The 15,950-nt window shown below is 32.6% G+C and carries 14 protein-coding genes; 9 read left to right on the forward strand and 5 right to left on the reverse strand.

Annotated features, from left to right (window positions below; all coding sequences use genetic code 11):
* Window positions 1-545: 545 nt before the first annotated feature.
* Entirely contained in the window at window positions 546-968 is a 423-nt protein-coding gene (locus A9G03_RS00410) for a hypothetical protein (RefSeq protein ID WP_065634168.1), read from the forward strand.
* A 446-nt stretch (window positions 969-1,414) separates the two neighbouring features.
* Here the strand turns inward: A9G03_RS00410 and cmoB are convergent, their stop codons facing one another.
* Entirely contained in the window at window positions 1,415-2,383 is a 969-nt protein-coding gene (gene cmoB / locus A9G03_RS00415; protein WP_065798104.1) for a tRNA 5-methoxyuridine(34)/uridine 5-oxyacetic acid(34) synthase CmoB, read from the reverse strand.
* A gap of 36 nt (window positions 2,384-2,419) precedes the next feature.
* A complete protein-coding gene (gene cmoA, locus A9G03_RS00420) occupies window positions 2,420-3,151 on the reverse strand; it encodes a carboxy-S-adenosyl-L-methionine synthase CmoA (protein WP_065634170.1) in 732 nt (243 codons plus the stop codon).
* Window positions 3,152-3,222: 71 nt separating this feature from the next.
* Between cmoA and A9G03_RS00425 the strand changes: the two genes are divergently transcribed.
* Together A9G03_RS00425 and rnd are read left to right on the forward strand one after the other, a co-directional pair.
* On the forward strand, window positions 3,223-4,371 hold the full coding sequence (locus tag A9G03_RS00425; protein ID WP_065798105.1) for a metallophosphoesterase: 1,149 nt from the start codon (window positions 3,223-3,225) through the stop codon (window positions 4,369-4,371).
* A gap of 19 nt (window positions 4,372-4,390) precedes the next feature.
* Window positions 4,391-5,482 carry a ribonuclease D gene (gene rnd / locus A9G03_RS00430; RefSeq protein ID WP_065634172.1) on the forward strand — a complete coding sequence of 364 codons (1,092 nt, stop codon included), beginning with the start codon at window positions 4,391-4,393 and terminating at the stop codon, window positions 5,480-5,482.
* Between the two features lie 25 nt (window positions 5,483-5,507).
* Here rnd and A9G03_RS00435 read toward each other — a convergent pair whose 3' ends face one another.
* Both A9G03_RS00435 and A9G03_RS00440 read right to left on the reverse strand, forming a co-directional pair.
* Window positions 5,508-6,131 carry a TRIC cation channel family protein gene (locus tag A9G03_RS00435; protein ID WP_065634173.1) on the reverse strand — a complete coding sequence of 208 codons (624 nt, stop codon included), beginning with the start codon at window positions 6,129-6,131 and terminating at the stop codon, window positions 5,508-5,510.
* The gene (locus A9G03_RS00440) at window positions 6,128-6,820 is read right to left on the reverse strand and encodes a 5'-methylthioadenosine/adenosylhomocysteine nucleosidase (RefSeq protein WP_065798106.1); all 693 of its coding nucleotides are present in this window, start codon (window positions 6,818-6,820) and stop codon (window positions 6,128-6,130) included. The genes A9G03_RS00435 and A9G03_RS00440 overlap by 4 nt, the downstream gene beginning before the upstream one ends.
* A gap of 101 nt (window positions 6,821-6,921) precedes the next feature.
* Between A9G03_RS00440 and A9G03_RS00445 the strand changes: the two genes are divergently transcribed.
* Complete coding sequence (locus tag A9G03_RS00445; RefSeq protein ID WP_065798107.1) at window positions 6,922-7,692, forward strand: SDR family oxidoreductase; 771 nt, start codon at window positions 6,922-6,924, stop codon at window positions 7,690-7,692.
* A 26-nt stretch (window positions 7,693-7,718) separates the two neighbouring features.
* Entirely contained in the window at window positions 7,719-8,588 is an 870-nt protein-coding gene (locus A9G03_RS00450; protein WP_065634176.1) for a co-chaperone YbbN, read from the forward strand.
* Between the two features lie 204 nt (window positions 8,589-8,792).
* Here the strand turns inward: A9G03_RS00450 and map are convergent, their stop codons facing one another.
* Entirely contained in the window at window positions 8,793-9,581 is a 789-nt protein-coding gene (gene map, locus A9G03_RS00455) for a type I methionyl aminopeptidase (protein WP_065798108.1), read from the reverse strand.
* 215 nt (window positions 9,582-9,796) lie between these two features.
* Between map and rlmC the strand changes: the two genes are divergently transcribed.
* From rlmC to A9G03_RS00475, 4 genes are all read left to right on the forward strand, one after another.
* On the forward strand, window positions 9,797-10,951 hold the full coding sequence (gene rlmC, locus A9G03_RS00460; RefSeq protein ID WP_065798109.1) for a 23S rRNA (uracil(747)-C(5))-methyltransferase RlmC: 1,155 nt from the start codon (window positions 9,797-9,799) through the stop codon (window positions 10,949-10,951).
* Between the two features lie 347 nt (window positions 10,952-11,298).
* Complete coding sequence (locus tag A9G03_RS00465; RefSeq protein WP_065633099.1) at window positions 11,299-13,494, forward strand: TonB-dependent hemoglobin/transferrin/lactoferrin family receptor; 2,196 nt, start codon at window positions 11,299-11,301, stop codon at window positions 13,492-13,494.
* A gap of 148 nt (window positions 13,495-13,642) precedes the next feature.
* Window positions 13,643-15,253 carry an ABC transporter ATP-binding protein/permease gene (locus A9G03_RS00470; protein ID WP_335340455.1) on the forward strand — a complete coding sequence of 537 codons (1,611 nt, stop codon included), beginning with the start codon at window positions 13,643-13,645 and terminating at the stop codon, window positions 15,251-15,253.
* Window positions 15,254-15,308: 55 nt separating this feature from the next.
* Window positions 15,309-15,827 (forward strand): HugZ family pyridoxamine 5'-phosphate oxidase, encoded by a 519-nt coding sequence (locus A9G03_RS00475; protein WP_065798111.1) that lies wholly within the window; start codon window positions 15,309-15,311, stop codon window positions 15,825-15,827.
* Window positions 15,828-15,950: the final 123 nt, after the last annotated feature.

Genomic DNA, 15,950 nt, shown 5'->3' on the forward strand with positions numbered 1-15,950 from the left:
CATATTTAATTCTTTTGCTAGCTAGTCAATTTCAAATTTGCTTTTTACTTAATTGATGTTAGATGAGTTGAATATTATCAATCATTTAAATAAGGCAAATAATCTAATTCATTTAATTTGGACTAGCTATCTATTTTGCTAACTTTTTCTTCATTTTTATGATATTAGCTTAGTTATAATAGAATTGATTAATAATCACCTAGCGTGTTATTTTATTTAACTTTGTAGTCTTATTCCAGCTTGATAGAGATGAACGTTTAGCTATACTGTATATATTAACATATTGAATATATTTATAAATTAAAGAAAATTGATTTAAGCAAATTTCTATCATTAGATATCTTATTAAGATCAATTGCACAATAAAAATAGGGTAAGTTAATTAAATACTTTTTTTATAAAAAATTTTGTGTAAGATAATCATCGAATATATTAATGAATAGAATATATTGATAATAATCAGCAGTTAATAGAACACTTACTAAAAATAGTGAATGAGCATTTTTTATCGGGTAAGATTAAATAATATAATAAGGGATAGCGCAATGAAAAAATTAGCGAAATCAGCAGTGATATTGATTGGATTATTGATGTTTTCATCGGCTTATTGCGATGAATTACCGCCAGTATCTAAAGTAAGTTCGGCCATTGTTAATAGCGCAAAAAAATCGATTTTAGGTGAAAAAGGTAAGTTTCCATATAAGACGGCAGATGGTACAGAACTAACCAATATTACCGCAAATAGTAATAACATTGTATTTGAGTATAAAATTCCCGCAGATAGCCAAACCTTGCCAGTACAGGATCTTTCTGATTATTTTAGAGTTCAGCTTAAAGATGAATTTTGTAATAAGCAAGATGTTGTCAATGTCTTGAGTTTTTATGATATTCGTTTCTTATTTCGTTTTCAGTATTCTGATGATCGCAACGTGCCAGCGACACTATCGATTAAAGAAATTTGTCAGTAATACTCTAGTCAATAATGCTTTAAGCTAATCTCTATTGGATAAGCTTTTATAAGATAATGCCATATTTTGTAAAAGTCTTATCCGAAGATAAAGTATTTATTGATAACACATCCTATTCTTCATAAAAGCCCAACTGGCTGCTAGTGTATTGATTTACGCCAAATCTACCTATTTAATAGGTTTAAACAAGGATTGACTAACTGCTCATCAAGGACTAATTTTTCAAGTTATAAATCATTTATTGTAATATCATTCACAATATTCATTTATTACTACTCGGTGAAGCAAAAGATCGCAGTTAGGCAATTACTATTACCGCATTATTGCGAATTATTTATTGTGCCAATTATTAGTTATTGTCGATTAATTAGTGAATTTAAAGACACTAAAGACACATTTTAATTAACACTCATCATCACTATTTATGTCTACTATTGGTTTGTAGACTAGTTTTTAGCAATAAATACTGCTCGCATAGGGGCAGGATATCCTTCTAAGGTTTTGGTTATGTCATTGGGATCTAAAAAATCAGCCAGTGAATCAGATGGCATCCATTCTGTTTTACGTTGTTCATCCAAACTAGTGGTCGAAATATCAACAAGCTTAACCTCTGTAAAACCACATTTATTGAGCCAGTTAATCATGGTTGGTACTGATGGAATGAAATAAACATTACGCATCTGAGCATAACGTTCACCGGGCATTAATGCTTGATGTAGCTCACCATCAATGACCAGTGTCTCTAATACTAATTGTCCTCCATCAGTCAGTTGATCTTTTAACTGACAGAGATGATCAAGTGGGGAGCGACGATGATATAAAACGCCCATTGAAAATACGGTATCAAAAGCCTTTAGTTTGGGTAACTCTTCAATACCAAGTGGTAATAGGTGGGCTCGCTGGTCGTTACCTAATAATTTACGGATTGCTTCAAATTGGCATAAATAAAGCGCCATTGGATCAATGCCCACAGCCAATTTTGCTCCAGCACCAATCATACGCCATAAATGATAACCACTATTGCAACCGACATCTAAAACTGTTTTACCTTCTAAGTTATCGATATGATTGATTAATCGTTGCCATTTCCAATCTGAACGCCACTCGGTATCAATATAAATATCATATAAATTAAAAGGTCCTTTACGCCAAGGTATCATGGTTTTTAATAACTGCGTAATCCGTAATTGTTCGCCATTAGTTAATGGTTCTTTGGTTTTTGCTGTGACACTATGCAATAAATCAATTTGATAAGGCGTGATAGACGGTAGATGCTTAATACTGTTGAGCCATTGATTAAAGCGATTATCAATGTTTTGTTTTTGCCAATTTGCTAATTGTGCCGGTAAAACTTCAAGCCAACGACTCAGTTTACTTTTTGCGATTATCTGGTAAAAATCACCAAAGTCGATCATGTGTTATTCCTTGTTATCTGTGTTTGCATTTATACTTTATTTGATTGCGATAATAGATCCAAAATTAAAGCACTGGAACCAAGTATCAATATGATTAAATCCTGCCTGAGATAGGCGTTTTTTATGCGTTTTGATCGAATCGGTCAGCATCACATTTTCTAACATGTTTCGTTTTTGACTAATTTCAAGTTCGCTATAGCCATTTGCACGTTTAAAATCATGATGCATATTGAAGAGTAATTCATCAATAGTTGGATCACTAAAACTAAATTTTTCAGAAAGAACTAAAATACCATTAGGTTTTAATGCTTGATAGATATTATTTAAAACACGTTGACGGTTTTCTGGGGTTAAAAATTGTAAGGTAAAATTAAGTACCACCATTGATGCATTTTGCATAGTAATATTGCAAATATCATCACAGATGACTTCAACAGGAACTTTAGCTTTGTATGCTTCGATGTGTCGTTTACAACGTTCAACCATGGGTTCGGAATTATCCACTGCAATAATACGACAATTAGCATGATTGATATTACGTCGAATAGACAGAGTAGCTGCACCTAAAGAGCACCCCAAATCATAAACTGTTGAATTTGGTTGAACGAATCTTTCTGCTAACATGCCAATCATGGAAATAATATTAGAATAACCAGGAACCGAACGTTGCACCATATCGGGAAAAACTTCGGCGACTTTTTCATCAAATGTCCAATCGCCTAATTTTTCAATGGGTGTCGAAAATAATTGGTCTTTTTTGATATCCATAAAAGTTATTGGTACTATAGATTTTAATTCTGCTATCATACCATTTTTTAGGTTCAATTGTTCGGGTAATTATGAGTTTTATTGCGCTTATTGCCATAGTTGTTAGCATTCTGATCGCTATCTATTTAGGTAAACGTTGGCAATTTTGGTTTAAATGTCATCCACGTGGTGTATATAAAATTGCTTATTGGTTTTTTGTTGGTATCGCGAGTTTATCTTTAGTACTTTCTAAGATATTTGAGAGTTTGTCTACTTATTGGCTGCCTCTATTGGCGAATGTTACTTTTGGTTTAATTATCTGCGCTATTTTTGTCACTTTATTGTTTGATATTGTGCATAAACTTATTAAAAATAAATTTAGCTCCAATTTAGCGACCAAAATTATCTATATCATTTGTGTTCTCTCACTATTTTGTTATGGCCATGAGATGGCTATCGAATCTAAAATTGTTAATTATCAAGTCAAAATTAATAAACCGGCTAATGTTGATCATTTACGTATTGTTCAGCTTTCAGATATTCATATCAATGAATTAACTACGCATAGAATGATTCAACAAATGGTTGATAAAGTGAATAGTTTGAATGCCGATTTTATTGTTATTACTGGTGATACATTAGATAAACGCTTAAAACCATTTATTGAGCAAGATTTTTACAAACAATTTCAGCAACTCAAATCAAAATATGGCACATATATCATTTTCGGTAATCACGAATATTTAGGTACAAAGGAACCGAATAATCGTGAACAAGATATCATTAATGCCTTTCAACAAGCGAATATGAAAGTGTTAAAAGATGATATAGTTTATCTGGATGACGTCGGTATTAGCCTGATTGGGCGCGATGATTTTTCATCTGCGTTATATGATGTAAAACGGGCTTCTTTATCTGACTTGATGATGTTTACTGACACGCAAAGCCCAGTTATTTTATTAGATCATCAACCGAAAGATTTAGTTGAACCTGCTTCGTTAGGGGTGGATTTAATGATTTCAGGTCATACTCATGATGGACAAGTGTTTCCTATTAATTTGCTCGTTGCGGCAATGTATAAAAATGCCCATGGCATCTATCAAGATAATGAGAAACCTTTTGTTAGTATTGTGAGTAGTGGTTATGGTCTTTGGGGACCGCCAATTCGTTTAATGACGCATTCTGAAATTGCAGTTATCGATATCGATTTTGCTAAACAACCAGCATCAAGCTCTAACTAAACTAATTAGGAAACTGACCTTGTCATATCAATTTATTACCAATAATGCGCAGTTAAATCAATACTGCGTAAAAATTGCCAATAGCAATGCAATTGCTTTGGATACAGAATTTGTACGCACTCGGACTTTTTATCCACATTTAGGGTTGTTGCAAGTGTTTAATGGTGAATATGCTGCCCTGATTGATCCGCTAGCAATTACTGATTGGCAGGCTTTTTTAGCTATCTTAAATAATCCTACTATTGAAAAATATTTTCATTCTTGCAGTGAAGATATTGAAGTCTTTTTACACTTTTTTGGTTGCTTGCCAACGCCAATTATTGATAGCCAAATATTCGCTTCTTTTTTGGATAATCCAATAAGTAGTGGTTATGCAAGCTTAGTTAACAAATATTTAAATGTTGAATTAGATAAAAGTGAAACGCGTACAGATTGGTTAAAACGCCCGTTAACTGAAAAACAATGTGACTATGCTATTAATGATGTTTTATATCTTTTCCCTTTGATGAATTTGCTCAAAACGCAATTAACGAAACAAGGTTATTTAACGGCAGCTTATCAAGAATGCCAAACCGTAATTAAGCGTAAGTGCGAAATTATCAATCCAGATGATGCTTATCTTAATATTAAAAACAGTTGGCAATTAAAGGGTAAAAGTTTAGGTCAATTATATAAACTGGCTCGTTATCGTTATAATACCGCTAAACAAAACGATATCGCTTTAAATTTTGTCGTGAATGAAGAAACACTATTTAAAATAGCGCGTTATTCGCCAAGCTCCTTGGCTGAACTTGATAAATTAGGTATGAATGGCAAGGAAATACGGTTATATGGACAGGCTATTTTAGCTATTTTATTAGAGCCTATTCCAGACATTCCTCCTATTCGTCGAGTTAACTCTTATCCTAATTACAAAAATATAGCAGATAAATTAAAACAAGCAGCGCAAGATATTGCTGAGCATACTGGGTTAAATCAAGATTTGTTATTATCAAGGCGATTAATCAATCAGTATGTTAAATGGCAAATAGATAACACCGCTGCTTTGCCTGACATTTTATCTGGTTGGCGAAAACCTTTATTTGAAAAATATATCGCTAATGAGCAGTAAAAGTTCAATAGTATTGTGATGACGATTATTTTTTTAATCCAACTATAGGTAATGTTAAATTACGATAAATCGCTAATAGGCGAATGGTAAGTGTCACTGAAATACCGAGCAGGGTGGATATCTCTAACGGTAAATTAAGTCCGTTATAAGCAATGACATGGGTTGTTCCACCAATTATGCAGGCAGTTGCGTAGATGTCGGTTCTAAAAACCATAGGAATATCTCTGGCAAGTACATCTCGTATAATTCCACCACCAACACCTGTCATAACGCCCATACACACTGCAATTAGGCTATTGACTTGAGAGTCAATAGCTTTGTTTACCCCAATACCGACAAATACAGCAAGACCAATTGCATCTAATACCGAAAATAACCATTTAGGAATAGTTAGGGTTGATGAATAACGCAACAACAACATGGTTATTAGTGAGGCGATAATAGCAACGTATAAATCTGTTGAGTCAGTTATCCAAAAAATCGGTCCATGATTTAACACCATATCTCGAATAGTTCCGCCTCCAATGGCTGTAATAACAGCTAAAACAAGTGCACCAATTGGATCCATCTCTTTTTTTGCTGCTAACAAAACACCAGAAATAGCAAATACAATAGTGCCTAAAAGGTCAAACCAAAAAAGGTAACTCACGCAAGTTCACTCAACATTGACTCTACAATTAACGATGATTGTGCAGAGGCAACGGTTAAAAATGATTGAAAATCAATTGCTGATTCATTATCACCATTATCGGAAATTGCTCGCACCACAACAAACGGCACCTTAAAAAGCCAACATACATGACCAATTGCTGCAGCTTCCATTTCAACAGCAATTGCGTCAGGAAAGGTTTGTTTGATTCTATCTAAATGGTTTTTACCATTAATAAATGCATCGCCACTACCAATCGATCCTACAATTGCATTGACGCCATGTTGTTTTATGCAGTTTTTAGCGAGTAATTGATATTTTTCAGCAGATTCAAAGGTGACAGGGCAGCCAGACATTTGTCCTGGTAGGTATCCAAAAGCCGTTAAATCAACATCGTGATAAAAGACATCCTGTGACACAACAATATCACCAATTTTAAGTTTAGACGATAATCCTCCTGCTGAACCCGTATTAATGACGGCATCAACGTTGTAATTATTCAATAACAACGTTGTGCCCGATGCTGCTGCAACTTTACCGATACCAGATTGAAGCAATACAATGTCACAACCGGCAATTTGACCTAAATGAAAATCATAACCTAAATGGTTTTCTACACGATAGTGACTGATTTTAGTTTTTAATATAGCAACTTCTTCTTCCATTGCGGCAATAATAGCGATTTTCATTTAGTCCTCTTAGCTTTGATTAACTAACTTAAATTTAGATGTGCTATCATAATTGCAGAGGATTAACTTGACAATATATCATTACAAGGGAGTGACAAAATTTGCGAACAATATTTATTACCGGTTGTTCTAGTGGTATTGGTTTAATTTCAGCGATTGCCTTGAAAAAACGTGGATATCGCGTTATTGCTTCGTGTCGTAAAGTGTCTGACCAAAAAAAACTTATTGAGCAAGGGTTTGAAACAGTGTTACTTGATTTAGATGATCCTGAATCAGTTAAACAGGCAGCAAATGAGGTATTAACATTAACTGACGGTAAATTATATGCATTATTCAATAATGCAGGTTTTGGTGTTTATGGTCGGTTAAATACCATTAATCGTGAACAATTAGAAGCTCAATTTTCAACTAATTTTTTTGGTGTTCATCAATTAACCCAATTACTGCTTCCTGCAATGCTTGAACAAAATGAAGGCCGAATTATTCAGACAAGCTCTATTGTGGGCATCGTAGCAACCCCTGGTCGAGGCGCTTATTCTGCAAGTAAATATGCGTTAGAAGCATGGTCAGATGTATTAAGACTAGAATTATATAAAACCAATATTAAAGTTTGTTTAATCGAACCAGGGCCCTTAAAAACCTATTTTTCCAGTAATGTTAATCAAACTGAAAAAAATAATACTATAGAAAATCCACCTATTGCCAAACGATTTACGCTTCTTCCTGAAGCTGTGTTACCTTATTTATATCATGCATTAGAGAGTGATAAACCAAAAATTCGTTACAGGGTAACAAAAGTCACTAAACTTGCTGCTATCGCTAAACGTTTGCTTCCCGATAGATTAATGGATAAAATTTTATCTAATAAATAATAAGCCAAAAAATTTAGGAAACATTTATGCAAAACCAATTTATTTTTGATGTGAATGAACAGAATATTCAAGCAATTATCGAAAAGTCATCGCTATCACCGGTATTATTTTACTTTTGGTCTGCACGAAGCCCAGAATACGAAACAATGACACAAACATTAACAAAATTAGCTAATGAACTTAATGGGCAATTTATATTAGCTAGTGTAAATTGTGATGAACAGCAAATGCTAGCGGCTCAATTTGGTTTAAGAGCAATACCAACAGTCTATCTATTTCAAAACGGTCAACCTGTAGATGGTTTTCAAGGACCACAATCAGAACAAGTGATTAGGGATTTTTTAGCTAAGGTATTACCAAATGAAGATGAATTAAAGTTAATTGAAGCACAATCATTATTTAATGAAGCTAAATACGAACAAGCTTTACCTTTGTTAAGGCAAGCTTGGAAAGCCTTGACCGATCATCTAGGTAAGCCAAGATCTGATATTGCATTAATGCTCGCTAAATCGCAAATAGAACTCAAACAATTAAGTGAAGCAAAAGAGGTACTAAGTACCATTCCATTGCAAGATCAAGATTCCACTTTTCATGGTTTACAAGCAGAAATAGAACTACTCGAACAAGCAGCTAATTCACCTGAATTACAATTGTTGCAAGCGCAATTAGCTCAGCATCCCGATAATATAGAATTAATGATCCAATTGTCTTCTCAATTAATGCAGGTAGGGCGTCATGAAGAAGCGTTAGAACTATTATATCAACCGCTGACCAAAGATCTTAATGCTGGAGATGGGCAAGTGAAAAAAACATTGCTGGATCTATTAGCGGCTCTTGGTACCAGTAATCCTCTGGCAAGTGCTTATCGACGTAAACTTTATACATTATTATATTAATAGATAAAGTGTATCGAAAAAGATCAATGTTTATCGCCATCTATTGTTTTATTGATTTTAATTGTTAGCAGTATAACTAATTAATAAAGTGAATTGTTTGGTATTGGTTAGTTAAACAATAGACTGAGAATAAAAATGGCGGTTTACTAAAAATGATAAGTAATGAAAGATTCAACAATTGTATCATTGTTGAATCTTTTTTATTTAGTGTTCAATAATGCGAGGAAAGTTTTCATCTTTGCGTAAGGTTAACACTTCAACGCCGTTATCGGTAACTAAAATAGTATGTTCATATTGCGCAGAAAGACCATGATCTTTAGTTTTAACTGTCCAACCATCTTTCATTGTGCGAGTACGCCAATCGCCGGTATTTACCATTGGCTCGATAGTGAAGGTCATTCCCGGTTTTAAAATCACTCCACCATCGTCAGCATCATAATGTAATACCTGTGGTTCATCATGATAGACATTACCAATACCATGACCACAATATTCTCTAACTGATGAAAAGCCGAATTTCTCGACATATTTTTGAATCGTTTTACCGATTTCTTTTAAACGAATACCTGGTTTAATAATTTTTATTGCTTCATATAAGCTGTCTTGAGTGACTTGACATAATTTTTCACCGGCAATTGTTGGTTTACCCGCAATATACATTCGTGAAGTATCGCCATGATAACCATCTTTAATGACAGTTACATCAATGTTAAGAATATCACCATCCTTAATTTTTTTTTCGAAACTTGGAATGCCATGACAAACTACATCATTGATTGAAATACAACTAGTATGTTTATAGCCACAATAACCAATATTGGCAGGAATTGCTTTTTGCACATTAACAATGTGCTCATAACAAATTTGGTCAAGTTCACCTGTACTTATACCGGGTTTAACATAAGGTTCAACTATTTCTAATACTTCAGCGGCAAGTTTACCTGCTATACGCATTTTTTCGATTTCATCGGGAGTTTTTAACTTGATAGACATTAATTAGTTCCTATAATATTAACGGCATTATCCTATCATATACCGGTATTTCGTCAAATCATAGCTATTAGTATATTTACAATGAATCGAAAAATATTGAAATGTTTGGTAAAAAAATTAAGGTAAAGCTAATGTTTTAGTATAAAATTGAATATAGATTCTCACTCATAAAAATTATAAATAAAATATACATTAAAAAAATAGGTTTTATCATCATGCAATGTCGCTATTATCAGCAAAAAAAGTGTTTATCTTGTCCATGGATTGAACGGCCTTATCAAACACAACTTGATGAAAAACAACAACAATTGATTAAACAATTAACACCTTTTCAACCTTTAGAATTAAAAGCGCCTTTTGCCAGTGAACAAAAAGGGTTTCGTAATAAAGCAAAAATGGCAGTACTTGGAACAGTTGAAAAGCCAATCTTAGGTATACAACACAACGAACAAGCTGTTGATTTATGCGATTGCCCACTTTACAGTGATAGCATGCAAAGCATTCTTAAAATCGTACGTAGCTATATTCGTAAACAAGGGATAGTTCCTTATAATATTAATAAACGAAAAGGTGAATTGAAATTCATTATTATTACTGAAAGTGCTAGCAACAATCAAAACAGTTATATGTTGCGATTTGTCCTAAAATCATCAAAATTTGTTGAACAAATTAAAAATACAATAAGTCAGTTGCAAAGTTACATACAAAATTTACAAGTAGTATCAATTAATATTCAACCTAATCATGCCGCAATTTTAGAAGGTGAACAAGAATTGGTTATTACTGATAATCCATATTTACCAATAAAATTAAATAATATTGAACTCTATATAAAATCGAAAAGTTTTTTTCAAACTAATACCTATGTTGCTGAAAATCTGTATAAAACCGCAAGTGACTGGGTCACTAATTTACCGATTAGCTCTATTTGGGACCTTTTTTGTGGGGTAGGTGGTTTTGGGTTAAGTTGTGTGACAAATATTGATAATACTATTTGCAATGATATCAAGTTAACAGGAATTGAAATCAGCAGTGATGCAATTGAATGTGCCAATAAATCTGCAAAAAAACTTGGTTTTAAACATTTAACTTTTAAATCACTCGATGCAACTCAATATGCCATTACTCAGCACGATATTCCTGACTTAGTGTTGCTCAATCCTCCCCGACGTGGGGCAGGTAAAACGCTTATGCAATATTTAGAACAGGTTGAGCCAAATTACATTTTATATTCGAGTTGTCATTTGACGTCATTAGTAAATGATTTAAATGAATTATCTAACTATAAGATCTTAAAAACTCAATTATTTGATATGTTTCCACATACCTCTCATATGGAAATATTGGTCTTATTACAAAAAAAAGATTAATTACCAATAATTACTGATTAAGCGTCTTATTCATAAAGTTAACCAATAATTGTCAGCGTTGGTTAATTTTGCTTCATCACTTCTATTAATGAATAATAAATGATTGTTTTTATTATTCATTAATAATTCTATTTTATTTTGTATCAATTAATTTATACATAATTTACTAATTTAGTTGAATATAATTAATACACTATTAATCATGATAATCATTATCATATGTAAATGGTAATTATTATCATTGATCGGTTTAATCAAATTTGTTACATTAAAAATAAAACATGATAATTATCAAATATTGGAGCAATAGTTAATACAGTTCATATAAATAGGATTTTTAAAACAGGATGAAAGTAAATAAAGTATTGTTAACTATTTTGGCTGCTTCAATGCCATTTCAGGTTTATGCTGAAAATGATGATTTAGATACCATTACTGTAACAGCTAGTCGACAAAAAAAAGCAAAATTGGCCATTCCCGAAACAGTTGATGTTATTAATAAAAAAAATATTGATGATCATCAAATGTCAACAATGGAAGATCTTGTTCGCTATCTTCCCGGAATTTCTGTCAGTAGACAAACCTCAGGGACTGATCCTTTTGGTAATTTAGGCGGAATTAGAATTCGAGGCATGACAGGTAACCGCATACAAATGCAAGTTGATGGTGCAAGAGTGATAGAAGGATTACAAGATGGCAACCGTAATTTTATCGATTTATCAACAATAAAAGCGGTTGAAATTGTTCGAGGTCCGGGCTCTGTACTGTGGGGGGCTGATGCGTTAGGCGGAGTGGTTGCTTTTAAAACGTTAGATCCAAGTGATTTATTGCAGAATAAATCTTATGCGGTAAAGATTAATGGTGCTTATGATAGTTTAAATAAACAAAATACTAAAACGGGTATGCTTGCTTTCGAATTAATGCCAAATTTGGAAGCTTTACTAAGTTTTAGTCGGCGTGATTATCAAGAAGCTAAGTTAAAAAAAGCTAAAGCCAATGGGGGAATTTGGGGTTGCCCAAGAGGGGATGAGGCCATCGGATGTAATAAACTTAATCCATTAGATGCTAAAGCAGAAAATATGTTATCTAAGTTGGTTTACCATAATGATAATCGCGAAACAAAATTAACTTTTGAAAATTTTCGTTCAAACTCTTATGTAAAACAGTTGTATGATTATGGTTTGCAGTCATCAGGAACATTCAATGGTGACTATAAACGTACCCAAATACAAACACGAAAACGTTATGCCATTGATGATACGTGGTCACCATCGGTGAATTTTGTTGATCAAATAAAAACAGTAATTTCTTATTCACCCCAAGAGCGATATTTAAAATCTCACCGTGAACAAAGAGATAAGAAAAATAAACCTATCTATACTTATACTACTAATGATTATAAAGAGAAGTTTTTACAGTTTGATTTACAATTAAATTCTAGCTTTGATTTTTTAGATACAGCGCATGATTTAGTTTATGGTTTTCAAGGTGATATAACCCGTAGCCATTATCGTAATGAGAGCACTAAAAATGGTGTAAAAACAATTGGTGGCGGATTTAACTTTGCAAATGCAAAAACCCGTCGAGCTGATGTTTATCTTCAAGATGAATTTCATTTATTTACTGAACGTTTTAAAATCAAACCGGGGTTACGTTATGCCAATTATGAAATCAAACCCAATATTGATGATTATTATGTGGTGATTAAAGACAAAGAGCCTCGTAAATTGACTTCACATCGTTTAATCCCACAACTTGGTACACTTTTTTCCATAACTGAACAATATTCAATTTATGCTCGTTATGCTGAAGGTTTTAAAATGCCTACGGCGCAACAGCTATATACCTCATTGCCTTCGGCATCAATGAATTTGATTCCTAATCCGAATTTAAAACCCGAAAAAGTAAAATCGTATGAGACAGGTTTACGCGGTGATTTTTCAGAAGGCTGGTTTAGTTTTGGTGTATTTAAAGCCAATTATAGTAATTATATTAAAAATTTTATTCAGGTTGGACCTAAAGATTATACCTACAAAAATTTATCTAACGTTAATCTGTGGGGGCTTGAGTCATCTGCTGAGTGGCGTTTTTTAGAGAATTGGTCTTTGAATGCTTCAGCCTCTTATCAGTATGGTAAAAAGCAATCTTCACCTGGCGAGAAAAAATCTTACTTTAACGAAGCGATGCCTTTACAAGGTAATCTTGGTATTAAATGGCATCAACCTGAACTCAATTTTGATACCGAGATTGTGAGCACGTTTTCTAAAGCGGTTAGCCATGTATCAAAAGATGACGAGACAGCAGGCGACGTATTTAAACCTCAAGGATATGCCATTTATGATGCATATTTTAATTGGCATCCTAATAAAAATATAACACTTAGAGCCTCAGTCTTAAATATCTTCGATAAACGTTATTTTAAATGGCCGATGTTCAGTACTTATTATAAAGATCCGAAAGATAATGTAAAAGCAACCAATCCATTGGAATTGCAAACCGCACCGGGAAGAACGTTTGGTTTTGATATAGCAGTTAGTTTTTAAAAAATTTAAATCTAATTAATGATCAATTTTTGTTTAAAGAATTGATCATATTGATAAGTAATAGGCAGTATAGAGAGTAAAGATTTTGCAAACCTTAAAAAATATTTTTTTGCTCATTAAGTTATGTTGCAATACAAAACAAGGTAAGTTGGGATTTGGTTATGCATTTATTGTCATTAGCTTGAACATTATTCTAATAAAAATCAGTCTCGAAATGATAAGTTGGAATAAAAATTTTTATAATGCATTAGAAAAGTATGATATGCAGGGTGTATTAAATCAAATAATGGTTTTTATTTTATTAACTTTTTTAGGGGCAATGACTTATCTTATTGCTGATTATTTAAAAAAAGTTTTGACTATAACTTGGCGTAATGTACTGAATAATAAAATTTTAGATTATTGGATTGATAACAGAGCTTATTGGTATCTTAATAATAAACAGGGTGAAATCGATAATCCAGATCAAAGGATAGCTGAAGATTGTCAGCTGTTTGTTGAGAAATTAACCAATGAAGGGTTTTCATTTATTACACAGTTGATAGGACTTTTTTCATATTTTATCTTATTATGGCAAATTACCGATAGCTTTGTATTAGCTTTCAATATTGTCGATATCAATATCAGTATTTCTCATTATCTGATTTGGTTAGCACCGATATATGTATTATTTTGCTCATGCCTTGCTCATTGGTTGGGGAGTCCTTTAAAAACACTCTTAGTTGAACAACAACATAAAGAAGCCAATTATCGTTTTGCTTTAACACGGTTTCGAGAATCGAAAGAACCTATTGCTTTATTAAAAGGTGAAAATGTTGAAAAACAAATTTTAAATCAATATTTTGATAAAATAAAAAACAATTGGTATCAATTAATCAAGCGTCAATTACGATTAGGCTGTTTCACTAGACCTTATAATTTGACGGTACTTCAAATTCCTACTTTTTTTGCATTACCGATTTATTTGATTGGCAAAGTCAGTTTAGGTTCATTAATGCAAATTAGCAAAACTTTTAGTAATGTTGTGGTTAATTTATCTTGGTTTATTTTTAATTATAATAAACTGGCTGAACTGATTGCTTGTAGTCACCGTTTGTGTCAATTTATCAAATATACGCAATCTATCACGGAAATACATCGTCAATCCCATCAACCTGAAGAGATGATAACTACTCTACACGTTAACAACTTGATCATAAAAACCCCTCAGGGTAAAGTTATACTTAAGTGCCCAACTTTTCAGCTAAATCAAGGTGAATCTGTAATTTTGTCTGGCGTATCTGGATTGGGAAAATCGACACTTCTAAAAATATTAGCTGGCATTTATCCTTATTATGAAGGAACAGTACAATTACCCGCATCAAATATACTCTTTTTATCTCAGACACCTTATTTTCCAATAGGTGGATTAGCCCATGCAGTTAGCTATCCTAATCCTTTACTCGAAAAAAATTTAACACATATTAAAGAACTTTTATTAGAAGTTGGTTTTACGTCAGAAAATATCGAAAATCAATTACTTGATTATGATTTTAACAAGCTATCTGGTGGTGAAAAGCAGCGTTTAGTGATCGCTAGAATCTTGATGCAAAAACCTGACTGGGTATTTATGGACGAAACAACCAATGCTCTCGATAAAAAATCAGAACAACAACTATTACAATTATTACAACGTAAGTTACCCACAAGTAGCTTTATTATTATTTCACATACAGATGTCTCAAATTATTTTAATCATTGTTATCAATTAATTTTATAACATATGACAATAAAAATAACTTGAAGATTAAATTTAAATAAAAAGGAGTTTTTCTATGGCTGAGTCCACAAATGATCTTGTACATAATACTTTAAATAGTTTACATGAGTCTGTTTTGACCTTGATATTATCGACAATAAATCAAGATACTGGTATTGAAACCAGTTATTCACCTTACTTTTTTGATGGTAATGATTACTATATTCTAATCTCTAATTTGGCGCCTCATAGTCAAAATATTAAAACAAATCCTAATATATCGTTTTTAATCATTGAAGATGAAACAAACACTAAAAACATTTATGCTCGTAGGCGTATAACATCACAAGCGACAGCTAAAGTGATTGAACGAGGTTCAGAGGTGTTTGAACAAATTATTGATAATTTGGCTAAGCGAGTTAGTAAAATGGTTTATATGTTGGCTGAAATGAATGATTTCAATTTATACAAAATCACACCAACAGTGGGTCGCGTGGTGATTGGTTTTGGCCGAACATTTATTTACAATCATCAAACCAAAGCGATAACGCCAGTTGATGAAAGCTACCTTGCTAATCAAAAAGCACAACAATAAAAGTAAAATCAAGATTCAGTATTAAAAATAGTTAAAATTGAGTAGGCTAATAAAGTCTACTCAATTCATAATCAAATAATAACGTTGCATTATATTTTCTATCTATCAACATCTTTACATTAA

It is taken from the genome of Gilliamella sp. wkB171, assembly GCF_001693755.1.
Lineage (GTDB): Bacteria > Pseudomonadota > Gammaproteobacteria > Enterobacterales > Orbaceae > Gilliamella > Gilliamella apicola_F.